Annotated in this window: 19 protein-coding genes, 1 pseudogene and 1 riboswitch; of the genes and pseudogenes, 4 read left to right on the forward strand and 16 right to left on the reverse strand. The window is 53.6% G+C overall.

The annotated features are described in order from the left end of the window. Positions 1-220: 220 nt before the first annotated feature. Entirely contained in the window at positions 221-1669 is a 1449-nt protein-coding gene (locus C557_RS0109545; RefSeq protein WP_018751636.1) for an NAD(P)/FAD-dependent oxidoreductase, read from the reverse strand. Between the two features lie 692 nt (positions 1670-2361). Further along, positions 2362-2461: riboswitch (purine riboswitch) on the reverse strand. A 254-nt stretch (positions 2462-2715) separates the two neighbouring features. Here C557_RS0109545 and C557_RS0109550 point away from each other — a divergent pair. Beyond that, positions 2716-4023, forward strand: coding sequence for a hemolysin family protein (locus tag C557_RS0109550; RefSeq protein WP_018751637.1), 1308 nt, complete (start codon positions 2716-2718; stop codon positions 4021-4023). A gap of 152 nt (positions 4024-4175) precedes the next feature. Here C557_RS0109550 and C557_RS0109555 read toward each other — a convergent pair whose 3' ends face one another. Together C557_RS0109555 and C557_RS0109560 are read right to left on the reverse strand one after the other, a co-directional pair. Then, a complete protein-coding gene (locus C557_RS0109555; protein ID WP_018751638.1) occupies positions 4176-5756 on the reverse strand; it encodes a DUF4129 domain-containing protein in 1581 nt (526 codons plus the stop codon). Between the two features lie 213 nt (positions 5757-5969). Next, the gene (locus tag C557_RS0109560; RefSeq protein ID WP_018751639.1) at positions 5970-6953 is read right to left on the reverse strand and encodes an NAD-dependent epimerase/dehydratase family protein; all 984 of its coding nucleotides are present in this window, start codon (positions 6951-6953) and stop codon (positions 5970-5972) included. 215 nt (positions 6954-7168) lie between these two features. On the opposite strand from C557_RS0109560, the gene C557_RS23250 reads away from it, so the two are divergent. After that, complete coding sequence (locus C557_RS23250; RefSeq protein ID WP_018751640.1) at positions 7169-8083, forward strand: LysR family transcriptional regulator; 915 nt, start codon at positions 7169-7171, stop codon at positions 8081-8083. A gap of 19 nt (positions 8084-8102) precedes the next feature. On the opposite strand, the gene C557_RS0109570 is transcribed toward C557_RS23250, so the two are convergent. Genes C557_RS0109570 through C557_RS0109600 form a run of 7 tightly spaced genes read right to left on the reverse strand, consistent with a single transcriptional unit; the run spans position 8103 to position 14910 of the window. After that, positions 8103-8867, reverse strand: a complete 765-nt coding sequence (locus C557_RS0109570; RefSeq protein ID WP_018751641.1) for an ABC transporter ATP-binding protein — start codon at positions 8865-8867, stop codon at positions 8103-8105. A 12-nt stretch (positions 8868-8879) separates the two neighbouring features. Then, positions 8880-10436 (reverse strand): ATP-binding cassette domain-containing protein, encoded by a 1557-nt coding sequence (locus C557_RS0109575; protein ID WP_018751642.1) that lies wholly within the window; start codon positions 10434-10436, stop codon positions 8880-8882. Next, positions 10433-11431, reverse strand: coding sequence for an ABC transporter permease (locus tag C557_RS0109580; RefSeq protein ID WP_018751643.1), 999 nt, complete (start codon positions 11429-11431; stop codon positions 10433-10435). The genes C557_RS0109575 and C557_RS0109580 overlap by 4 nt, the downstream gene beginning before the upstream one ends. Continuing rightward, complete coding sequence (locus tag C557_RS0109585; RefSeq protein WP_018751644.1) at positions 11418-13058, reverse strand: ABC transporter substrate-binding protein; 1641 nt, start codon at positions 13056-13058, stop codon at positions 11418-11420. The genes C557_RS0109580 and C557_RS0109585 overlap by 14 nt, the downstream gene beginning before the upstream one ends. Positions 13059-13114: 56 nt before the next feature. Next, complete coding sequence (locus C557_RS0109590; RefSeq protein WP_018751645.1) at positions 13115-13720, reverse strand: hypothetical protein; 606 nt, start codon at positions 13718-13720, stop codon at positions 13115-13117. Continuing rightward, positions 13717-14382 (reverse strand): hypothetical protein, encoded by a 666-nt coding sequence (locus C557_RS23255; RefSeq protein ID WP_018751646.1) that lies wholly within the window; start codon positions 14380-14382, stop codon positions 13717-13719. Before C557_RS23255 ends, C557_RS0109590 begins: the two co-directional genes overlap by 4 nt. A gap of 3 nt (positions 14383-14385) precedes the next feature. Continuing rightward, on the reverse strand, positions 14386-14910 hold the full coding sequence (locus C557_RS0109600; protein WP_018751647.1) for an FmdE family protein: 525 nt from the start codon (positions 14908-14910) through the stop codon (positions 14386-14388). A gap of 287 nt (positions 14911-15197) precedes the next feature. Between C557_RS0109600 and C557_RS23260 the strand changes: the two genes are divergently transcribed. Continuing rightward, a complete protein-coding gene (locus tag C557_RS23260) occupies positions 15198-16295 on the forward strand; it encodes an LCP family protein (RefSeq protein ID WP_018751648.1) in 1098 nt (365 codons plus the stop codon). Further along, positions 16288-17532, forward strand: a complete 1245-nt coding sequence (locus tag C557_RS0109610; RefSeq protein WP_018751649.1) for a glycosyl hydrolase family 28-related protein — start codon at positions 16288-16290, stop codon at positions 17530-17532. The genes C557_RS23260 and C557_RS0109610 overlap by 8 nt, the downstream gene beginning before the upstream one ends. Positions 17533-17595: 63 nt before the next feature. On the opposite strand, the gene C557_RS24150 is transcribed toward C557_RS0109610, so the two are convergent. The 6 genes and pseudogenes from C557_RS24150 to C557_RS0109635 all read right to left on the reverse strand — a co-directional run bounded on the left by C557_RS24150 (position 17596) and on the right by C557_RS0109635 (position 24078). Then, the gene (locus tag C557_RS24150) at positions 17596-19056 is read right to left on the reverse strand and encodes an exopolysaccharide biosynthesis polyprenyl glycosylphosphotransferase (protein WP_018751650.1); all 1461 of its coding nucleotides are present in this window, start codon (positions 19054-19056) and stop codon (positions 17596-17598) included. Next, positions 19037-20260, reverse strand: a complete 1224-nt coding sequence (locus C557_RS23270) for a glycosyltransferase family 4 protein (protein WP_018751651.1) — start codon at positions 20258-20260, stop codon at positions 19037-19039. The genes C557_RS24150 and C557_RS23270 overlap by 20 nt, the downstream gene beginning before the upstream one ends. Continuing rightward, complete coding sequence (locus C557_RS25420; protein ID WP_276202655.1) at positions 20257-20958, reverse strand: glycosyltransferase; 702 nt, start codon at positions 20956-20958, stop codon at positions 20257-20259. The genes C557_RS23270 and C557_RS25420 overlap by 4 nt, the downstream gene beginning before the upstream one ends. Positions 20959-20991: 33 nt before the next feature. Next, positions 20992-21339 (reverse strand): annotated as a pseudogene (locus C557_RS25425) (glycosyltransferase); the annotation flags it as partial. After that, positions 21242-22777, reverse strand: a complete 1536-nt coding sequence (locus tag C557_RS25430) for an O-antigen ligase family protein (RefSeq protein WP_083930109.1) — start codon at positions 22775-22777, stop codon at positions 21242-21244. The gene C557_RS25430 and the pseudogene C557_RS25425, both read right to left, overlap by 98 nt. Beyond that, positions 22690-24078, reverse strand: a complete 1389-nt coding sequence (locus C557_RS0109635; RefSeq protein ID WP_018751654.1) for a glycosyltransferase — start codon at positions 24076-24078, stop codon at positions 22690-22692. Before C557_RS0109635 ends, C557_RS25430 begins: the two co-directional genes overlap by 88 nt.

Consider the following 24078-nt stretch of genomic DNA (forward strand, 5'->3'; position numbering starts at 1 on the left):
TCTAATTTGTGAAATTAACCCATTTTAATGCGGCAAAAAAGCACACCTCACCATCTATTACGATGCAAGGTGTGCTTCACCAGTTACTAGTATAAGTGAATTTCTTCCATTTGGGAAGGACCTTTCACTCTGGCAATGGCTTACCGACTATATGTGGGGCAGAATGTTGAACCTGCCCTTGGGCCTGCTCCTTATGCTTTGCCCCTCGATTTCACCACAGTTATGAGATACGACTCGCCCCAGCCCTTTCCAGCATTCCCCGAGCGATCCAGACCCCGGCGGCCCCGGCTTGAGCCAAGCCCCGGGTGATGCCGGCACCATCGCCACCGCAGAAAAGGCCGCTGATTTCCGTTTCCAGCGATTCGCTTAGCTTGGGGCGAGCTGAATAAAATTTGGCCTCTACACCGTAAAACAAAGTGTGCTCCGAGGCAATCCCCGGTGTGACTTTCTCCAGCGCCTCGACCATTTCAATCAGGCTTTTCATCGTGTTATAAGGAAGGACAAGCCCCAAATCTCCCGGCACCGCCTCCTTCAGTGTTGGCTCCAGGAACCCTTCCGAAATTCGACCTGCGGTTGAACGACGGCCTCGCAAAATATCCCCGTATCGTTGCACGATCACTCCGCCATTAGACAAATCATTGGCCCGCTGGCAAATCTCACGTGCATATTCATTGGGCTTATCAAATGGGTCCGTGAATTTATGGGATACCAGCAAAGCGAAATTTGTATTATGGGACCCCAGCTCCGGATTTTTAAAAGAATGCCCGTTTGCCGCCATAACACCGCTATGATTTTCCACAACCACATGTCCCGACGGATTACTGCAAAATGTGCGCACCCGCGTGCCAACCGAGGTGTTATAGATAAATTTCCCCTCATACAAATGCTCGTTAATTTCCCGCATCACCACATCGGATGTCTCTACGCGCACCCCAACGTCCACCTGGTTATTCATCATCTTTAGCCGACGCTTCTTCAAAATTTCCGTCAGCCATGCCGAGCCGTCCCGGCCGGGAGCAACCATTACCCAATTCGCCTCATGCGTGTCACCATTTTGCAGCGTAATCCCCTGCACCACATGGTTCTTATCCTGTTTAACCGTGATCAGGTCGGCTACTTCCGCCTTGAATAGCATATCGATGCGAGTCTGCAGATATTCGTAAATGGATTTCAAAATCTCCAGATTTTGCTCCGTTCCCAAGTGACGCACCTGCGCACGCAACAGCTTCAAGCCCGCTGCATATCCCCGCTTTTCAATATCCTGCACCTCTTCGGTCAGCGGATCCGTAATCGCATGAGTAGCGCCATGCTCCAAATTAATCGAATCCACGTACTTGATCAAATCAAGCACCCGGGATGGAGCAATATAATCACTTAGCCAACCGCCAAACTCCGTAGTGATATTAAATTTACCATCACTATAAGCCCCCGCACCACCGAATCCGGCAGTAATGGAGCACGCAGGCAGGCACCCCGCATATTCCTTACGTCCGGCAGCAGGCGGACAAAGCGTAATCTTATCCTCTAAAATCGGACATCTCCGGCGGTAAATATCATGCCCTTTGTCCACCAACAGTACCTTCCAATGCGGAGCCTTACGAGTTAACTCATAACAGGCAAATATGCCAGCAGGACCCGCTCCTACCACGATCACATCATATTTACTCATCTGTACCTCCAGAAATGAATAGTATAAGTGAGCCTTCAAAAAATCAGGTTTTCAGCATCAAAGCTTATGCTTGCGATGTGCGTTTTTTTCAAAAGGATGAAACTAGGGACGTAAGTAAGGAAGCTTTTCGTTTTCGCAGAAAATGACTTCGGAGCATGGAGTACGTGAGCAACTCCAATGTTTCTGCAAGAAACATACTGCGTAAGCTATGCTAGCCCCGGCTGAATTCAAGATTCGATGTCGATCTACACCTCGAACAGCTTCGTCCTGGGATCACAACTTTTTGAACTACTTCTTTAAGTGCATGTTCAAAAAGTCGGGTTCTCAGGACCGAGAAGGTTGAATGAAGCTAGGGACTGAGTAGCGGAGCGTAGACAGATCTACGTGAGCAACGCAAGGCCCGGCTGAATTCAAGATTCGATGTCGAATCTACTCCTTGAACAGCTTCGTCCTGGGAAGACGGATTTTTGAACTACTTCTTTAAGTGCATGTTCAAAAAGTCGGGTTCTCAGGACCGAGAAGGTTGGATGAAGCTAGGGACTGAGTAGCGGAGCGTAGACAGATCTACGTGAGCAACGCAAGGCCCGGCTGAATTCAAGATTCGACGTCGAGTCCACTCCCTGTACTGCTTCGTCCTGGGAAGACGACTTTTTGAACTACCTCTAAAAAAAAATTCCCGGCTATTCATAGGTATGCCAAAGCACCCTATTCGTAGCCAGGAATTTGTGGTTCCTTGTAGAGACCCTCAATCCATATTATCGAGGTTATACGAACGTTAGCTATCTCATGTATCTCCCTGAAACAACCATAGTATATTGAAAAAAATAGACCAAGTCAAGTTTAAAAACCAATTAATATTCGTATTTAAATTAAAAATACAATTACATTCATTATTAAATCCATATAAACCACAAATAAACACGAACATTAATATAATTAATTACTTATTTTGTTGACTTTCCCTAATTAGCTTTCTCTAGCCAGCCTATTATATAATAAGCTTATGCTTTATCACTTTAATATTTAACAAGGAGTAGATGTAGAGAATGGACAGTGACAGGCTTTTGGTATTGTACTTGGTTTTGGTCGTAATCCTCATTGCGCTCACCGCATTTTTCGTGGCCGTAGAGTTTGCGATAGTACGCGTCCGGGGGAGCCGGGTTGATCAGTTAATTGCGGAAGGGCATAAGGGGGCGCCCGCCGTGAAACTGGTAACCTCGAATCTCGATGGTTATTTGTCAGCATGTCAGCTTGGGATCACGATCACCGCGCTGGGACTTGGCTGGCTAGGGGAACCTACCGTAGAGAAAATACTTCATCCGGTGTTTCAAAGCCTTGAATTACCTGAAGCAGTCAGCAGTGGGCTTTCTTTTATTATCGCATTTGTAGTCATTACTTATTTACACGTGGTTGTCGGGGAACTGGCCCCAAAAACGATGGCCATTCGCAAATCCGAGGAGATCGCCTTGCTTACGGCCAGACCTTTGATCTTGTTCACCAAGATCATGCGCCCGTTTATCTGGACCTTGAATGGCTCGGCCAACCAGCTTGTACGCCTGATCGGCATCAAGCCCGCCTCCGAGCATGAAGATGCTCACTCGGAGGAAGAATTGCAAATCATCATTAACGAAAGCTTTGAAAGCGGCAAAATCAACCAGAACGAATACGGATATGTAAATCGTGTTTTTGCGTTTGATAACTTGCTGGCTAAGGAAATTATGGTTCCGCGTACCGACATGGTGTGCTTATATACGGATAAGACGCGGCAAGAGAATCTGGATATCATCAAGGAACAGCAATACACACGTTTTCCCGTGGTGGAAGGCAGCAAGGATAATATTATTGGCGTCATTAATACCAAGCAATTTTTCTTATCCTATGACAGTAATCCCGACCTGGAGCTTGCTTCCTTGCTACAGCCGGCCATGACGGTGTCGGAGGTTACTCCAATCAACGAATTGCTTAAAAAAATGCAGGCTGAAGGCACTCACATTGCTATTCTGATTGATGAGTACGGCGGGACAGCCGGACTAGTCACACTGGAGGATATCCTTGAGGAGCTGGTCGGAGAGATCCGGGATGAGTTCGACAAGGAAGAAGAAGATCCACTCGTACAACTAAATGAGCATCATGTGGTTGCCTTGGGAACCGTAACCGTTAATCAGATTAACGAAGTGCTGCTGACAGGGCTCAGCACCGAGGAAGTGGATACCATCGGCGGCTGGCTCTATGGCATGAATCCGGCGATGGACGTGGGCGAAACGCTGGAGCATGAAGACCTGACCTTCAAGCTGCTGGAGAAAGAGCCTCACCGTTTCAGAAAGCTTGAGATTATGAAGCAAGGATCGGCCTAACAACCCGTTCCGTTCTATAGATGATAGACTTGTAAAAAAGCGAGCTTGCCAAGCACTTTCCTCTGGCAAGCTCGCTTTATATTAGTATAAGTACGAGTTCAGACGAAAGCACATGCCAGGCCCGGCTGAATTCAAGATTCGATGTCGAAAAATTACGGCAATAGATTGCGGTGCAGCTCTGCCACTTCCTCTTCGTTGATTGGCTTATCGCCATAACGAGCCGGATAATAAAGCTTAAGCAATCGCTGAATAACCGAATCTCCTGGGGCTTGTTCCAAGCCCCAGGGCCCACTTTGGGAGCTTGCATTTCCTTTCCATCTGCGTCCTGACGCTTTCCGCAGCTCTGGCTGCCGTGCTTGCTCACAGCGTATATCCTCTGCTGTTTCCCTTGGGGTCAGTTCAGCCTTTAAGCTATACCCCCGATCCCGCTCTTTGCGTAAGAACTGACGGTATAAGTAACGTACCTGCTTGCGGCTATCCTTCATCTCTTCCCATCGTTCCGGCGCTGCTGCCCTGACGCCGAATAAACGTGAAGCTGCCTGACGCCAGCCTTGCAGCGTATCCTCCCAGCTAAAAATGTTCTTCTCTTCGTCCCGATATACCTCCTGAGAGGGAAGTGGCGACTCCCGGCGCAACAAGGATAATAACCTGGCGATGCTTTTACGCCAGAGGGTTCCACCATGACGGTACAGCCAATATATAGCCCCGCCAATCAGCAATGCGATCACCAAACCGCCAAAAACATAAAAAAGGATGTTTAGCAGCTCTGCCAGCATACCAGGCTCACTGACCTCTTCAGGAAGTGGTGGCCGAGCAGGCATCGCAGGCGGCTCTTCCGGCAGGATAGGTTCAGGGGCTGGCGAGCGCGTCAGCCATTGTATCAGCCCGCGAAGCAGCTCCCATAACACGCCTCCGATCCAGCGCCCAACTCCAGCCGCAAGCAAAAGCGAAGCTGCTATTATAGCCGCCATGAACAGCCGGTTATGCCGTTTCAAGCCAGCAGGCAACCGTTCATGTGAGCCGGTCGAATCCAGATTATAACGTAAATGCTGATGATTCGTTACGAAGAGTACGGCTGCTACGCAAGCAGCCCCGGCCCAAGTCAACAGTGGAACAGTGTCGCTAAGCAGAGGGACTTTGGGAAACACAATTCCGGCGATAAAATAGTTCGCAATTGCCGCCCAGTACAAGCGATATTGTCCCTCGCGCGCCGCAGCGGTTAACCCCTGCATGGTACACACAACGGCAGCACCAAGGAAGGCCGCTGCCTGAACCATCAATAATACCCGGGCAGGCCCGGCCGTAATATCGCTGCCTGGGAATCCCAGACGAGGCAGCCAGATCAACGGCAATGATGCATACCCCGCCCCCAGGCATACAGCCATAACCCCTCGCTGCCATAACCTGCGCATACGCAAGCTCAGCAAAGCTCCAATCAGCGACAAGAGCGGCAATCCTCCTAGCCAAATAAAGGATTGCCCTTCCGGCCACGCATAAACAACGAACAAAATCCAAATGGGGAGAAGCAAAGTGTGCTCCATAAGGCAGGACAGCCATAATCGCAAGGAATTCCGCAGGGAGGAAACGCGCTTTTGATTCGTATCATTCTCTGCGGCATTCCACTTCAGTGAGGCGCTATCTACAGCTTCCCGTTCACTTCCCTGTACGAATGAATCTCCAGCATCTGCTTGAAGCTCTGACCCGTGGCTCCCCTTCTTCTGATCGAGTGGCACCTTTTCCCCTCCCCGTCTATTAAGCATCCCGCCCTCATTCACATTGTGCGTATGTACATAAACTTACTGTTTCGATCATACCATATCGTCCGGTCAAGCATGTATGCAACGTAAAAAAATCCCCTGCTCCTTTATGGACACAGAGGATTATAATTATAGAATTCGCTCGCTATTCCAACTCATATTCACTCTCCGGACTAACTCGCCTCGCCTTTAAATCACTGAAATAGATGCTTCACTATAACCCAACCGTTCTACTAGCAGAGGATTCTGGCGGGCTTCCATCTCGAACTCTACCATCTCCCGCAGGCCCTCGTACAATGTATATTGTGGCTCCCACCACAACACATCACGTGCCTTGCCATTATCCAGTACACTATGTCCGATATCTCCCGCCGAAGCTGAATGGAACTGCGGCTGCAGCTGACGCCCGGAGAGTTCCTTCAGCAGCTCCACCACTTCCAATAGCGAGGTCCCCTTGCCGCTGCCAATATTCATGACGTGATTCTGATTCGTCCGCAGCGCAAGTACCGTTGCATCCGCAATATCCTTAACATAAATAAAATCACGAGTCTGGCTGCCATCCCCAAAAATATCCAGGGGCAATCCGGCCAGCATCCGCTCGACAAAGACCGTGAGCACGCCGTCCTCCCCGGTCCGGCGTTTCCGAATGCCATAGACATTGGCATATCTCAGGATTGTATAGCCCAGCCCGTAACGTTCGCCAAACGCCTTTATGTATCTCTCCCCCACCCGTTTGGACATCCCGTAAAAGGACAACGGCTCCGTTCCATGCGACTCCTCGATGGGAAGTTGCAAGGGATTGCCGTATACAGCAGCCGAGGAAGCAAACACAAGCTTTTGCACCCCGTAGCGGACACATTGCTCCAGCACATTCACCGTTCCCAAAATATTCGTCTGCGCATCCCCAAGCGGACGATTTAAGGAATGCCGAACACTGGTCTGTGCGGCCAAATGAATGACCCCATCCGGCCGCTCCTGTGCAAAAACATCCTCCAGTTCTTTAGACGCCACATCCACAGCATAATAGGCCACTGCCTGATCCGCTTCCAGGCTATGCCTTCCTCCATGCCGGACTCCATTATCTGCGACAACTACCTGCTCACCTTGCTCCCTCAACCGCTTTGCCGTCTCACTACCAATGAATCCCGCTCCCCCTGTTACCAACACCTTCATTCTTCCGACTCTCCCATTCCCCAATATAATGGCATTATGACGTTAACTGCCGCTTCAACACCGTATGTAGGCTTGGGACGAAATAGACTAGTTGGACAATGACAAGCATTAAAAATTCAAATTTTTCGGCTATTGATTTTGAGAATGATTATCATTATTATGGGATTAAGGATATCTTGTGATAAATGTCACAGCGACGCGAGGTGAACAACACAATGAAATTACTAGACAGGCTGGAGACCTTGCTGACACTCGCTGAATGCAATTCCTTCACCGAGACCGCCAAGCGTCTTTATTGCACACAACCGACAATCACCAAGCATGTTCAGCAGCTCGAGGCCTACTTTGGCGCCACTCTGCTCATTCGGGATGGCAATGGCATTCGCTGGACTGCTGCTGGCGAAATTGCACTGAATTACAGCCGGAAAACTATTCATCTGCTAATGGAGGCACAGGAGAAGGTACGCCATTCCGTGCTGCAGCATAATCAGATTTGTTCCATATACACCAGCCAATATATAGCTTCCTGCCATTTGCCGGAAATATTAAATGCCTATCACCGCAAATTCCCCAATCAGTTACTGGAAATTCATGCACTGAATTATGCCGATCTTCGTCAGGCCCTGCTCGCGGGCCAAGCCAGATTTGCCCTGATGCCCCTTTACGAAGAGGATGAGCAATTACAGGAGCACTTCACCTCCAGACAGCTGTTTGAGGAACAGCTTGTTCTTGTCATGCCTGCTGATCATCCCTGGGCATCCCGCAAGCGAGTTGCGATGCGCGAGCTGAACAGGCAAACCTTGCTGCTCTCGCAGAGCAAATATATGAATCAGCTAATTTCACAATATCTGCAACGCTATAATGCACGGGTACAATTTTTACAGATGAGCAATTTTCAGATTATAGCTCAGGCGGTTAAGGCCCATCTTGGGTTGTCTTTCCTTCCTGCGCCTGTTGTGACCGAATGGCTGGCTCGCGGCGAGCTGGCTGCCGTGCCGCTTTCCTCACTGTCGCTTACCCGTTCCAACGGGCTGCTCATACCACTGAAGAGCCGGCTTACCGAGCCCGAGCAAGACTTCATACGTGAGACCGCAAGCTACTTCAAGAGCCGGTTTCCGAAAATCGTGTAAATGTGCTGATTTCCAGGCTCTAGGCAAAAAAGCTCGCTTCAAGCAATTTTCTGGTGTAGGCCTGCTGCGGGTTTCGCAGCACCTGATGAACCGTGCCCGTTTCGATAATTTGCCCTTGCTTCATTACCACAATGCGATCTGCAAAGCCATCCAGCACATCCAGTCTGTGGGTAATATAAAGCATCGACATCCCTGTCTGAATCCGCAGCGCCAGCAGCAATTGCATAATGCCCTTCTCCGTCTGCGTATCCAGCGCCGAGGTAATCTCATCGGCAATCAACAGCTGCGGCTTGGTGCACAAGGCTCGAGCAATCGCCACCCGCTGCTTTTGCCCTCCGGAGCACTCATTGGGACGCCGCTCAAGCAGCGCTTCCGGCAGGCCGGTCTGACGCAGCAGGCTTGCCGCCTGTTGCCAGGCCTGCTTTTTGGGCACGCCAGCAAGCCGCAACGGCTCCGCTACGATCTCCTTGATCCTCCAGTAAGGGTTTAATGAACGATCGGGATTTTGGAACACCATCTGAATGCTTTTATGATGCTGCCTGGATGCCCTGGATGTTGTGGAAGTCACGAGCGCGCTCCCAACCTCCGGCGACCAGAGAATTTCACCTTCTGTTGGCTGCTGAAGACCGCTCACAAGCTCAGCCAGAGTTGATTTTCCAGAGCCGCTTTCACCAACAAGCGCTACAATTTCCTGATCGGCCACCTTCATATTCACTCGGCTCAACGCCTCGAATGAGGATTCTCGCTTGCCATAGCGCTTGGTTATCCGCTTTATCTCCAACATAGCGTTTTCCCCCTATTTTATTCCTTGCTCCCCCTGCTGGAATTCCGATAGTCTCCCATCCTCCAGCCACAATATACGGTCCGCTGCATGAGCAGCCAGCTTCCAATCATGCGTTATAAGCAGCAAAATCATTTGGTGCTCCCGAACCTTACGCAGCAGCAGCTCTGCCGTCTCGCGCCCGACAATCGGGTCCAACGCGGCGGTTGGCTCGTCCGCAATCAGCAGTGACGGCTGGTTCAGCAGGGCTAGCGCAATAGCAACCCGGCTCAGCATTCCGCCGCTCAGTTCATGCGGATATCGCTCCAACACTTCGTCACCAAGCTGTACCTCCTGCAATGCCTTCTCCGCTTGTCTTCGCCGCTCCTCCTTCGGCGTTTTGTGATTCAGCACCTCATCAAATTGCTTGCCGATCTTCAGCAACGGATTCATGCTGGCCCGCGGGTCCTGTGGAACCCATGCCGCATCCCGCCAGCGCCTTAGCTCAGACGGCCCATCATCCCCCAGGTAGATGATCTCCCCTGTGAAGGCATCTCGCGGAAGCAAGCCATAGAGCGCCCTCGCCAGCGTCGTCTTGCCCGATCCGGACTCGCCAACAAGCGCAGTCACCGAGCCGCTTGCCAGGATAAAGCTGCTTGGCTGCACTATTACCGCGCCTCCCAGCTGAACCTTAAGCCGTCTGGCAACGAGTCCACGAGCAGTGTCGGCGGCAGCCCCGGTTCCATTGTCCCATCCTTCCTCCATTTCCGCTTGGTCCGGCTCCCTTTGCTGCACAATTGGCTTAAGCCGTCCATGAATCCCTTCCGCGAGCAAGGCAAGCGAGGTTGTAGCAACCAGCAACGCAATCATGGGCGGCAGTACCGTCCAGCTCCACACATTCGTCAGCCACGTCTCATTGGCCTGAAAGGCCTCCTGCAGCATTTTCCCCCAGGATGCCCGGTTCGGATCGCCGATGCCGAGAAAGGATAGACTGGCTTCACTCAGTATCGCCATGCGGAAGGAAAGAATGAACTTGGCCGCCAGCAACGGCTTCAGAAACGGCAACAGATGCTTGAGGAATATATATCCGGCCCCCGCGTTATAGAGATATGCCGCCTTGACGAATTCCCTCTCCTTAAGCGACAGCACGGAGGCTCGAATCAGCCGCATATATCCCGGCCAGGTAAGGAGTCCCAACGCTGCAATCAGTTGCAGCGTGCCCCCGCCAGTGAAGGAGGTCACAATCAGAATCAACAGCAGCGAGGGCAACACCAGCAGCAAATTCGCCAGGCCATTCAACAGTGGATCAATCCGTCGCCAGTACCCGGCTGCCAGCCCTAGCAGGGCACTCAATACCGTGCTGAGAAGGCTGACAGCAAAGCCAACCAGCAGTGAGGTGCGCGCGCCATGAACCAGACCGCTGAACATGTCCTGTCCCAGCGAGTTGGTGCCCAGCCAATGGGCCGCCGACGGCGGAGCGAGACGATCGCCAACGCTGGCAAACGGCGAATAAGGCGTTAACAGCGGCCCAAGCAGCGCCAGGGCCAGAAGCAGCAGAAGCATACTGAGTCCAGCAAGACCTGTTTTCCTCATACGACAACCTCCCTGGAGCCCGAAACACGAATACGCGGATCCAGCAACGGATAGATCAGATCAGCCAGCAAATTCAATAGCAGGACAAAAATCGTCATGATCAAGAACAAACCGTGCAGCAACGGATAATCACGAGCAAGAATAGCTTCCTGCAGCAGCTTGCCTATCCCGGGATAGGCAAAGACCGTTTCCACCAGCACCGAGCCGGCCAGCAAACCGCCGATCCGCAGAAAAATCATAGTCACGATCGGCAGCAGCGCATTGCCAGCCACATGGCGCAGCAAGACAGTGCGTGCAGACAGTCCCTTGGCCTCGGCAAATTCAATGAAGGGCTCGCGCCGAACCCGGATCGCCTCATTGCGCATCAGCAGATACAGGCTGGCCAATTGTACCAGCGTTAGCGCGGCCGCCGGCAAAGCGGCATGATGCAGCACATCCAGCCAGCGCTCCCATACGCTGTCCGGCCTCAGAAAGCTGGTCTCCGCTCCGCCAAGCGGAAATATCGGCCAGTAAACAGCCAGCAGAATCAGCAGCGCCATACCTAACAAAAACTCGGGCAAAGCGCCCATCCCTAGCAGACCCAGGTACAGCATGCGGTCTGACCTTCCCGGGTATCGCCAAGCCGATAACAGGCCAAGCAGCAAGCCCAGAGCGATGGATAGCAGTGTCGCGATGCCAACAAGCAGCAACGTCCACGGCAAGCGAACCAGAATCACATCGAATACCGGCTGCTTATACGTAATTGACAAGCCGAAGTCGAAGGTGAACACACCCGTCCAGTAGGAGACAAATTGTTCCCAAAGCGAATCCTCAAGCCGGTAGTAGGATTGTAGCGCTGCCTTTTGCGCCTCGGTCAGGAAGATGCTCCCTTCTGCTCCGCCACTGCTTAAATAGTCAATCGGCCCCCCCGGCAGGAGCCGGGGAAGCCAAAAGTTGAGCAGCAGAACGATCAATAGCACAATGGCATAAACAGACGTCTGCCTAATGATTTTCATCGATAAAGGCTGCCTTGTTATCCCAGAGCGGAATGCCATCGCCAATGCCGCCTGAAGTGTTGAACCAGCCGGCAAAAACCTGCGGCTGATACAAATAGTAGAATGGACGGTGATAGAGCACCAGTGTCGGCAATTCATCCGCAAGCACATCCTGCATTTGATCAATGATCAGCTTGCGAGCTGTCGGGTCCAGCTCTTCCTTCTGGCTCACTGCAAGCTGCTGGAAGTTTTGCTCGTCAAACACCTTGCCGCGCGCCGCATAGGCATTGCTGGCTTCACCCAGAAACCACAGGCGCAGGAAGTCCGGATCACCGCTCAGCCCAATATGTCCCGTAATCGCCATATCGTATTGATTTTCCCCCATAGCCGCTGTGAAGGCGGCGCCATCCACCTGCTTGATCGTCAGCTCGATCCCGATCTTCTTCAAATCCTCCTGTACAAACTGAGCCTCCTTGGAGGTCGAGGATACCATCACACTCAGTCTGAGCTTGTCGCGAATGCCCTTGCTATTCTTGACGTAGCCAAGCTCATCCAGCAGCTTCTCCGCTTCTTCCGGTTGATAATCGTACGATTTCACCTTCGTATTGAACCAATCGGAATCCGGTGGAATGATGCCAGCGCTGCCGACCATCGGCTCCGCACCCGTAATCTTCTGCGCCATATCTGCGCGGTTAATCGCATAAGCAATAGCTTGACGCAGCTTCTTGTCCTTTAATTGCTCATGCTGCAAGTTGAAAGTAATCCGCAGCGCACTGCCGGTGGGATCACTCTGGATCACATCCAGGCCAGCCTGGGTCAGCTGCTCCACATCACCATAGCTCGTCGTCATCGTCGCATCGATTTCACCGTTTTGCAGCGCCAATATCTTGTTGGACGGATTAAGGTACTGGATTTCCTTCACTTTGACGTAACCTTTGAAGTAATTCTCATTAGCAACGAAAGCATACTGCCCAGACTTCTCATCGAATTCCTCCAGCACGTAAGGACCGGTGCCCACCAGCGCCGCAGGATCACGATATTCCACCGGATTGTCCACCGTTTCCCATACATGCTTGGGAATAATCGGCACAATGCCTACCAGGTCACTGAGAAATGGTGCATATTTCCCCTTCAGTCTAAACGTTACCTGCAAATCCCCGGAAGCCGTCACAGACTCAATCTGCGAAATATCCCCCGTCCACATAAATGGATGCTCTTTATAATAATCAAAGCTGAACACAACGTCCGCTGCAGTCAATAGCTGACCATCATGCCACTTCACTTCCGGCTCCAACTCAAAGGTATAGCTCAGGCCATCCTCTGATATTTTCCAGCTCTTGGCGAGCCATGGAATAACACCCGTGCTGTCCTTCCAGGTCAACGTATCGAACAGGAAGGAATTTCTCAGAAATCCTCCTGGTCCCGAGGCGCTGAAGGCAAAAGGAGATGGATAACCGGCTCCGGCCCAGGCCAGACGCAGCAGCGGTACATCCGCAGATGCCGGGCTGTCTTCAGCAACTGCGGGTGGCGATGATGTCTTATCCGCCTCCGGCGGAGAAGTGCTGCTGGCACCGGACGAACAGCCGGCGATTAGAAGAACAGCAGCAAGTATGGCAAGCAAGCCGCTTTTAGATAAAGAAAATCGCATATATTAAACACACTCCCGATTGATAATGTACAAAATAGTAAACCAGCCTTTGACTTCTACCATTCTCCATGGGCGAGCCAAGGAAAAAAACCATTTAAGAAACGTTCCGTGGCAGGCATGAAATACGAGCCATAGTGATACTCCGGGTCAAGCGTCATCATAATCAGCGTCCCCGGTGTCGAAGACTTGTCCACATAGAAGATGGCCCCTTCCCCCTCTGCCTCAATAATGATCCGCGCCTCTGCCGGGGGATGAAAAAAACCATGATGATGCCAGGTCGCATCCTCCAACGTCACATACTGAAATAGACCAAACTCCGGAGCTGTCAGCACAAGTCCACTCTTTGGCTCCGGCTCAAGCCACCACCAGAAATTCGTTGGACGAAACTCCCAGCCATGGCCAGGAAGCAGCGGGGTAGGCTGCGCCCCCCATGCTACAACCGTCCCGCCCCGCTTCAGAAAAGCATCAATCGCCGCCTTATTGCAAGCCATCAATCCGGTATGAAGCTGGGAAGGGACAAGCAATACCTCTATTTCATCCAGAGCAGCATCGTTCATCTCGGGCAAATAGATTATCTTCTCCAGCCAACGTCGGTATCGGGGCTGATTGAAGGTTCGGTGCTGATGGGCATTACCGCCGTAAATCACGGCTATTCGTCTCATTCCTGCTGTCCCCTCTCGTCTATTCGGACACATTCATCCGCGAGCCAGTGCAGGAGCTGCTCCCTCACTTTGTCCATCGGTTCCCCTTGACCCCAAAGGGCGCCTCCTGCATGCACCAGCAGAGTACCGTTCGTGCTTCGCCGATCAATATAAGTTACCGGAGCATCGCCGGGCAAAGTAATCAGCACCTCTGCTTCGGAGGGAGCCGGATGATACCCTCTGGCAAAAAAGCCTGCCACTCCCTTGCGGTATGTTAACTCTTCAGCGCTAACCGTTGAAAAAATCGGATGAGGCGTTGTTCCCATCAGCTTAATTTTAAAATCCTTCACCCCGCCCCTCTCTAGCGGCACGAACAAACCGGCCCCCGGCAGCCAGGGAAGACACTGATGTCCGCAAAAGACAACCACGTTGCCGCCCTGCAAATAATTCCAGATGACGTCCTTGTGCCGATAAAGGAACTCCTGGTCTGCCATATGGTCAATGAACATGCAGCGGTAGCCGTCCAGCTGCCGATCCGCTAATTCATAAATGTCCACCACATCGCCCTCCGGCAGGCGATTGGCCAGAGGATCCACTTCATCTTTGGTCCAACTGCTGAAGTAGGTGCCCGACGCTATCAGCGCTATACGCAGCGGCCCCGGTAAATCACAGGCTGCCTTCATAAGCTATACCAACCTCCTCACGATCAGCAGTTCCGACGCCGGCAACGCCAGCGCTCTCTCCGATAGCTCAAGCCTCAAGTCAGCGAATGCCTCGTCATCCTTCACCGTCATCCTGCCGTCGCGCCCTTGCTTCATATAATCAAAAAAGGCTTTCGGCAAAAAGTCCGGCCGCAGGATGAGCTGAACAGCCCGGCCGTTGTCACCGGTAACCGTAAAGGCATAGCTCTGCTCCCGATAGGGATCGTACTGTCCTTCCGGCTCCGAGGTATCAATCATATAAGCCCCTCTTGTATAGGCCCGGGTCACATATTCAAAGGCATCCCGAAAGCCCGGACCAGCGTGTCCTGAACGAATAGAAAAAGAACGGCGTTGCGGCACCTCTCCGGGATAAAGCTCGGCAAAGGCCGTCTGCTGCATGCGAAATCCTACCGCAAGCGCCATCAGTGCCCCGCCGCCATGATATTTGCAAAGATCCTCATAGGTGAGAATCAGTATCTCTTGACCTTCTTTCACACTAATCGATGTCATACTGTCACGCCCCTGTTGATATCAGATTGACGCTATTCGCTTTTTTTGATCACGTCCCTACTATCCTATGTCCATTGAGAATAATTATCAATATCATTTACAGCAAGCGATTGTCCTCTACCTCTTGCTGCGCAAGGGCTAAGCGCTAGCTATTCCATTTTAGAATAGGTCAGAACTATGAAGTCTATGAAGTCACACCCCGAATACAAACGACCTGGCGATCATATAATGCTACGAAATAGCAACTTGGCTATATCCCCTTTTCCTGGATGGAGACGAATGAACCTATGAAAATGAAAACCTGCAAAAAGATGATCATTCCTGCCCTTGCCCTGCTCACCGTAGCAGGAGGACTGCTTTGGGCCGGGTTAAAATACGAGCCGTCACGGCATTTTCGGAATGTTGAAATTCCTGTGCTGGCCACTCCGCAGCCTATGAAGCTGCCCAGCGTTTCCGGACAGGGGCAGGACAAGCTAGCCCCTTCCCCCGCTTCCGCTTCTCAAGCACCTTCAACTAAAGCCAACCGCAGCACCGTAACTGTAGAGGGCGTAGAGGAGAACAATTACAGCTCACCGGGGGCAGATTCACAAGCTGCACAAAGAAGCTTTAATCTGCTGCTGCTCGCTACGGATGCCAGAGCAGAGGAAGCCTCGCGTACCGATGTCTTGATTCTTGTCCATGTCAATTCAGACCATAACCGGATTCAACTCATCTCCATCCCCCGGGATACTCGGGTGCATTTGCCCCATGTGGGCTGGACCAAAATCAATCATGCTCACGCCTTGGCGGAAAGCAAAGGCCAAAGCAGCCATGCCGGAAGCAAATCAGCCATCCAGGCGGTAAGCGACCTCTGCCGTTGTACGATTAACTACTATGTCAAAACCAACTTTGAAGGCTTTGAGCATTTCGTCAATACGATCGGCGGTGTAGATATGAACCTGGAGGCTCCCGTTAAGCTAACCTACTACCACAAGACTTTGCCGAAGGGACAGCAGCATTGGGACGGAACGACCACCCTCCAGTTCGTACGCGAACGTAAATCGCTGGAGGATGGAGATCATGCCCGGCAGCAAAACCAGGTCCGGGTGCTTAAGGCCATAGCCAAAAAAATACTCGCGCCCGATAACCTGCGTCAGCTCCCCACGCTTCTAACACTGGTGAAGGAGGACATTCTCGACACCAACCTTACCGATGCCGACATCCTGAGCCTGGGTTGGCTGGCCAGTCAGCTCGATACCGAAGAGATAGATTATGTGCAATTTCCCGGCCGCAGCGGCAGAGCCTATGACCCGCTTGTCCAAGCGGAGCTATACTACTGGATTCCCGATATGGAGGCCTGGGAGAAGCTAGCTCCGAAAGCCCTGGGAGCCAATTCATATGAGTAAATTCACGGCCCCGCGTCGAATCTTCCGCTGGGTATTCACTCTGACGATTGGCTCAGGCTTGCTGCTGTTAGCCGCTTCTCTCCTGTTCGGCCCTCCCGTCTACAACGTCAAAGAAGCCGGCGCCAAGGGCGACGGCATTACCAATGACACTCGCATTTTTCTGCGAGTATTAGAGCAAGCCGCTGCCAGCGGGCGCGGCGCAACGATCATCGTACCCCCGGGCACTTACCTGCTCGCGGTCAACGAACCTCTTCCCCTCGCGAGCGGTGTCACGCTGCGGGGGAAAGGGCAACCCGTCCTTTTATTCCGGGAGCTGGCAGGGGCCACTCATGGCTTCGAGGGCATTTCCATCCATGGGCGGGGTATACGGATGGAGGGTGTCACCGTGGATGGCGGAAACCGTCTGAACAGGGGGGTAGGCATTCATGCCGGTTCCTCCGACGTACAAATCACGAACAGCCACATCCGACAGCTCAGCCAGCCTGCTAACTCACTGGACCCCCTCCATTCCACCGTCGTTGCCGGAGTGATGATTTACGGGAATACTTCCGATATCGTTATCCAGAACTGTGAGGTTACGAGAATCGCAGCACGCTCGGGAACCCCTGTAGCCCGAGGAATCATGGTCTGGAACGAGCCGGGACAGACGATAGCCCGCCGCGTACACATCCTGAACAACCAGATTACGCATATCACGCCTAAAGAGGATGCCGATGCCATTTTTTTCGACAAGCCCCCGGCTTCCTCCCCTTTATCCCGTTCCGTTATCGCCGGGAATGTTATTTACCATGCCGCCAAACGGGGCATCAAAATCGCCACCCCCGGAGTGGAGGTGCGAGGCAACCGCATTCACAATATGTATCAGGGCAACAACCGCTATGTCACTTCGCAGAAAGAACCCTTGCCTCAGGATATGTATGCCGCCATTTCCATCTATGCGGATGCAGTGACGGTTACGGACAACCTCATCACTGGAACAGGCAGCTATTATAATGCAATTGAAGCGGATATCGGCGTTAGCAGCGGATACTTGCGTAGCGTCGTTATCACAGATAACACCATTTACCGTGGTGAAAGCCCCAGGCCGGTACATAATACGAGCGGCATTTGGCTTGGCGCCGTGAGAGAATTTCGCGTAACGGGCAACCGGATCAGCGGAACAGAAATAGCCGTACGGCTATCTGAGGAAGCACGTACAGCTATTCGTACCGGGGGAGGATACCTCTCTCAACCATAAGGGCTATTAACTGCGTGAAACCATCGTGCCATTTTGCTTTCGTGCTATTGTGCTGACAAGCTTCTACGCTTCAAGAGCCTGAGCCTCCGCAGCCACTTCCGCTCCAGCAACGCTCGGGAGGCTTTCTGCACTAGGGTTTCCTCCCCTTACTTCAATCTGGTTAGTCGTCTCTACCCCTGCGGCCTGTTGCCGCTGGAGCATAACCCGGACGGTTTGGAACAAGATTTTGATATCGAGCAGCAACGAATATTGCTTAATATACATTAAATCATAACGCAGCTTGTCGGACGGCGTGGTCGCATAACCAGCCATAACTTGAGCGTAACCCGTCAGCCCCGGCTTAACCCTGAACCGATAGGCATAATGCGGCAGTTCCTCCTTGAAGCGGGAGATGAAGAAAGCCCGCTCCGGCCGGGGTCCTACCAGGCTCATCTGCCCAAGCAGCACATTGAACAACTGTGGCAGCTCATCCAGACGAGTAGCGCGGATGAACTGCCCCAGCGGCGTAATTCGCGCATCCCCGCGCCCTGCCAGTACGGGCCCGGTGTCATCCTCGGCCCCCTCCACCATGCTGCGGAATTTGAACAGTTGGAACGACTGTTCCTTGAAGCCAACCCGCTCCTGAACATATAGCGCTTTGCCACGCGACGATAGTGGAATCACTAGGAACAGGGCCAGCAGCACAGGAGAGGCCAGCAGCAATAACAGGCTGGATGCCACCAGATCTAATAGACGCTTGCCACATCGCTCAGGCAACGATAACCTTGGCGGCAACAGCGAATATACCAATAGATCATCAAGCTGCTGAGGCTCCGCATCGGCCATATACAGCTCATAGAAATCAGGAATGATCACCACCTCCATATTTCGCTCGCCCGCCGCTGCCGACCACTTCTCCTTCTTCTGTACGGACAATCCCGGCCCGAGCAGCAAGGCCTCCATGCCGCTCCATTCCTCCTCTTGAAGCGCCCCCCGAAGCTCGTCCTCCCGAACAATCCGTTCAATCTGGAACCAAGGCTCGCCCTTACGCAGTAGACTGCTTAGTGCCGAGTCTCCAAAGCCGCAGGAGGCCCCGCTGATCACAGCGATCGTTCTTTTGCGGCCAAACCCTTGACGCTGGATGAGGAACACCAGCAGGCGCAGGCTGAACGACAAACCCAACTGAATCGCAAAGCCCGCCAATAAAGCGTAAGGGGACATCACCATGCCTCCCATAAGGTAGCTCAGCACAATGAACTCCGCACCAATAAACAGATGGGCCAGCAGCAAATTCCACAGCATTTGCGATGGCTTCCTGCGCCCTGCCAGATCATACAAGTTGTAAAAATAATACGTCGTCACCGTAAAAAGAATCATCCAGACCATCTCCCAGGCAAATCCATACCCTGAGCTATTCCCGGCCCATAGCAACCTTTCGCTTGGGGTGAATATCAGCTTTGCCAACCCATAGCTATCGTAGATGAGCAGTCCGTCAAGCAACAACAATACAAGCTTGGCTTGTTTATTACGAAATAATCTGATCATACCGTTCCTCCTCTCCTTGATGATCTTCCCCCTGAACAAATGTCTGCCGCCTATCCGACGGGCCGAGCAGTCCAGCATAAATAGCGGCAAGCTCTTCGCGTATCTCGCCAAGATCATATAGCGCCGCCAGCTTGCGGCTGTACTCCCCCATCCGCCACCGCCGCGAAGCATCGTGATGCAACCGGGTCAACGCCGCCGCCGTAGCAGACACATCACCAACTGGAACCAGGTACCCGTTCCGTCCGGGAGCTACCAGATCGCGACTGCCTCGCACATCGGTCGCCACCAGCGGCTTGCCAGCCGCCATCCCTTCCAGCAGCGCCTTCGGCAATCCCTCGCGCTGCGATAGTAAGGCCACTACATCTGCCGCATGCAGCAGCCGGGGAATATCGCGGCGGAAGCCAAGCAAGCGGACCTCCCGTGTCAAGCCATATTCGGCGGCCAGCTTGCGGTAGGAAGCTTCACAGCGGCCCGTGCCCGCCAGCAGCAATACAGCGGGAATTCCGCGGCGGCGAAGCTCGCGAACCGCGGCCAGCAATTGGCCCTGATTTTTGTTGCCATTCAGCTCAGCCGTGCACAAAATGACAAAGTCCTCCGGGGCCAGATCAAGCTCCGCGCGATAGCGACAGATTTCATCCGCCTGCGGGGAAGCATATCGTTCCATCTCCACGCCCACGCCAGAGATATAGGCCACATGGCCCCGAACCGGAAAAGACCGCGCCCGCTGCTCATCCTCCTGATTGATCGTGATCAGCACATCAGTCAACCGGGCCAAGCCTCGCTCCAGCGGGTAGAACAACCAGTTGCGCCAGGGAGCCCCGCGATAGAAATGGAACCCGTGAGCGGTATATACCAGCCGGGTTCTTTTGACCTCCCCGGGTCTGAACAAGCCGGCCAGCCAAACCGCCAGGCGCACAATCACCGCGGCATTGGGAGTATGTACATGGACGAATTCATATTGCTCCTGACGCAGAGAGCGGATCAGTACCCCTAGCGCCTGCCAGTTGCCGGGGGCTAGCGGATGGCGGCTAAAAGGAAGGTCCCGGCAGTCAAATTCAGCCGCTTTCACTTCCTCACGGCAATGATCCGGAGCCGCGTAAGCGTGGACTTCAACTCCATCCCGGCGCAAATCCGCCATGAAGGGGAGATGGAACGCCGCCAGATGGGAGTAGACGGTGGCGATATACGCTGCTTTTCGTTTCATCCTTCGGAACCCTCCCTTTTGCTGTAGAACGTCGCATTTTCCTCAGCCATTTTGCAGCCAGAGAGCTGTTCGTATAGAGCAAACCATCGCCCGGCTGCACGTGACATGGCATAATGAGCCTCCACATGCTCTCGGCCACATTGTCCCAATGCCCGCCGCTTCTCTGCGGGCAGTGCCATCACCCGCTCCAGCGCTTCCGCCAGCCCTCTCTCTTCCAGAGGCGGCACGACGTAGCCGTTCTTGCCGTCCAGCACCACCTCGGCATTGCCGCCCACCGCCGTAGCCACGATGGGCAGCCTGGCCGCGCAAGCCTCCAGCAGCACAATCGGCAACCCCTCCCAGCGGGAGGACATCACGTAGCCATCGGCAGCCGCCATCAGCCGGGGGATATCCTGGCGAATTCCCAGTAAGGCTACGCTATCCGCCAGCCCCAAAGCGGCCGCCTCCTGCTCCACCCGCTCCCGCTCCGGGCCTATTCCGGCAATCCATAATCGACTTGCCGGGAAGCCCTTGCTCCTGGCAGCAGCAAAGGCGCGCAGCATCAGCGGATAATCCTTTGCCGGGACCAGACGGCCCACCGCCAGCCAGACGAAGGTGTCACGCCCTGCCTGCTCCCCGGCTCCCAGCTCGGCGCGTATCGCCTTCCGCTCCCATGGCTCTACACCGGAGAATCGGCCAAGATCAATGCCGTTCTCCATCAGGCGGATTTTGCGGGCTGGAGCTATTTGCCGAGCTGTATAGGTCCGCACGGCTTCGCGGCTGACATTGGTCAGTACATCACAGAGCGGGTCGGTGAGCCGGTACAGCCATTCCCGTACTTGTCCCCCCTCACGGATATTGTGGGCCGTGCAGATTAATACCGGCATATGTACAAACAGGCGAGTTACTCGGGCAAGAAGGTTGGCATGTACCAGATGACTATGCACCACATCAGGCCGTTCAGCGCGAATCAGGCGAGCCAGCCGAAGGATGGCGCGGGGATCAGGAACCCCCCTGGGCATCCCCAGGCTGTAAACCTCTACGCCCAATTCCCCAAGCTCCTGTAAATACGCCGTTGGTGGAATCATCGTCACCAGCCTTACGCGGCAATGTCTGGCCCGTAACTCCCGACAAAGCTCCAGCACCTGATTCTCTGCGCCGGCATGGTCGAACCCGGTAATGACAAACAAGATATTCATGGCTTGCAGCCCCTCTCTCCTTGCGCCTTGCCGGAAGCAACATCAGTGCGGCAAAGGCGATCATCACGTACTCAAAGTTATAACCGAAGTCCCCGCTTGCCATGGCATAAGCGATTGCCTGCACCAGCAAAATAGCCAGCACAGGAGCTTGTCGCAGAGCAGCAAGCCCTGAGAAGAGAACGGCGAGCGTCCATAGGGCCAAGCCCAGAAAGCCCCCCTCCGCCGCGATCTCCAGTGCCAGATTATGCGGGAAGTCCCGTGCTAACGGCGGGGTTACACTGCCAAGGCCCGCCCCTAAGAACGGCGAATCCTCCAGCTTTTCCATGGCTTTGGCTTGCAAATCCATCCGTCCAATGTAATTATCGTCGCCTTGCAACTGATTGCGATCGAACAGCACCAGGAATCGGCTGCTCTCCACCCAATCTGCCAACGGCTCCGCATAAAGCGTAGCCGTCCCTCCTGCCGCAAGCAGCAGGAACAACAGCGGGACAGTCCACTTGGACAGATGTCCCAACCTCTTCTCTCGATATTTGCGAATCAGTGAATAACCAAGGAAAAGGGCATGTGCTATCAGGAAAGCGACCAAAGGGCCGCGGGACTCTGTAGCCAGAGCCGAGGCCACTGCCGCGCCCAACGTCAACAGTCTTAATGGGAGCGGAGCTTTCCCGGCCCACAGGCAAACCGTTGCCGTAATCAACGAAGCTCGGGCGTTGAAGATGGGGTTGCTCCCCGGCAAGGTAAGCCGTCCCGGATACTCCGCGGAATATACGCCAAGCAGCAAATGCGCCAAGGCGTAGGCCAGACCCGTCCAGACAACCACACTCCATGAGAACCGGCGATGTTTCAAATACAAAATGTACATGTAAATGGCAGGAACAATACCGCGAGCCAGCAGCAGAAACTCCTTCATTAGCCCATCTGAATCCACAGGCGCCCACAGCAGCGTAACCAGCATGTAGGCAAGGAACACCCCCCACAGCCAGACACCCTGATTCGCAAACATCTCCCGCAGCAATTCCGGATGAAGCAGCAAGGCTATGACAACGGGCAGAAGCGGAACGGCAAGCAATAACAGCAGGGAAGGTCCCGGAAGCACCAGCTTGCTGAAATAGCCAAACAGATCGAAGTATAGGCAAAAAGAAAATATCCAGGCGCTATCCACCTTCATATTCAAGGTCAACAAGCACTGCAGGAGAAATACGATGATCGCTCCCCCCAGCAGTGCTAGCCACAGCAAGCTGATATCCGGCATTATCCCTTCCCTCTTTCCCAGGTATCCACACCTGTAGGTTCCCCCTGCCGGGGCCTTTGTTCCATCCAGCCCTTCCAGGTGATACATACGGGCAGCTTCGGCCTCCACTCCTGAAGGGTGCGCTCCATATAAGCCACTCTGGCCGCCTCCTTGACCGTGGTATCCAAATGCTGCACAAGCGCCCGGGGCACACGTCGCCCCTTCCACCTGGCGGCGAACTGCTCGATCTCCTCTAGGTGATGAACAGCACTGCCTGGCTTATTGGGCAGCTCCAGTATAAACGGCACGGATAGGGGGAAATCCGTCTCCTTATAGGCAGCAATAACCGGCAAGCCATTCGCCAGATATTCTCTCACCTTGAGTGGTGAGGCCTCTTCCATGCCTTTTCGATACAGGGCTAACGTACCGATGGCCAGATCGGCCTGGTCCAGCAGCGGTTGATACTCCAAGCGGGTGAGTATCCCGTGGAAGAACAGATTTACAGGCACTTCAGGCCCATCATCAGCGAGCAAAGTGCTGCCTGCCCCTCGTTTTGGCAGACGTTTATTTGTCAACTGCTCCAGCTCGTCCTGTTCAGGTCCGATGATATCAAACCGCCAGTTAGGTTTAGCTCTTGCCCACCCGGCAATCTCGTCCAGTCCTTGCCAGGGCTGACCGGGCGAGCCTATAAACACCAGCCGCATGGAACCAGCCACACCGGCTGCCTCCCCCGTATCATTTTTCTCCTTTAGCCCAGCCAGCCCAGCCAACCCCGTCCCCATATCGTCTGCACTTACTCCCTCTTGCCTTTGCGCGGACACCTCTGGATGAACGCTTTGATTATTTGATCCAGCGGGCAGCGGGGGGAATTCTGCCAGCCCGATGCCATTGCCAATAACAATTGCTCTCCTCGCATAACACCGGAATACCTTGGCCTTCGCCAACTCGCGACTGACGAAGACAAGGCCGCCGGCTGCCCGCAGCACCCAGCCACGCGTCAGCCGATGATAGGTATAGCGCAGCCAGCCCCTGCCCCGCCGCTCCAGTGCCAGTTCAGCCACATCGTTGGTGTTAATCTCCAGCACAGAGGGGAACGCTCTCAGCAAGGAGGGCAGCTTGGCATAATACAGATCAAAGCGATGATATATAATGTCCGGCTGCCAGGAACAAAGCCGTTCTGCCAGCGCCTTGAACCGGGCCATTCTCCCCCAGCGTCCTGAATACATCTCACACACCACGGAAATACCAGCGGTGTCTGCTACGTTCCATAATTTTGCCGTTTTTCGGCTGAACAGGAACAGGGACACCTCATGCCCCAGCGCCCGCCAGGCTGAAGCCTGGGCCACCACTTTCTTGAATACCCCACTCTCCGGCCCTTCGTTCCAATGAATCAGGTAGGCGATCCTCAT

Source organism: Paenibacillus sanguinis 2301083 = DSM 16941, assembly GCF_000374825.1.
Lineage (GTDB): Bacteria > Bacillota > Bacilli > Paenibacillales > Paenibacillaceae > Fontibacillus > Fontibacillus sanguinis.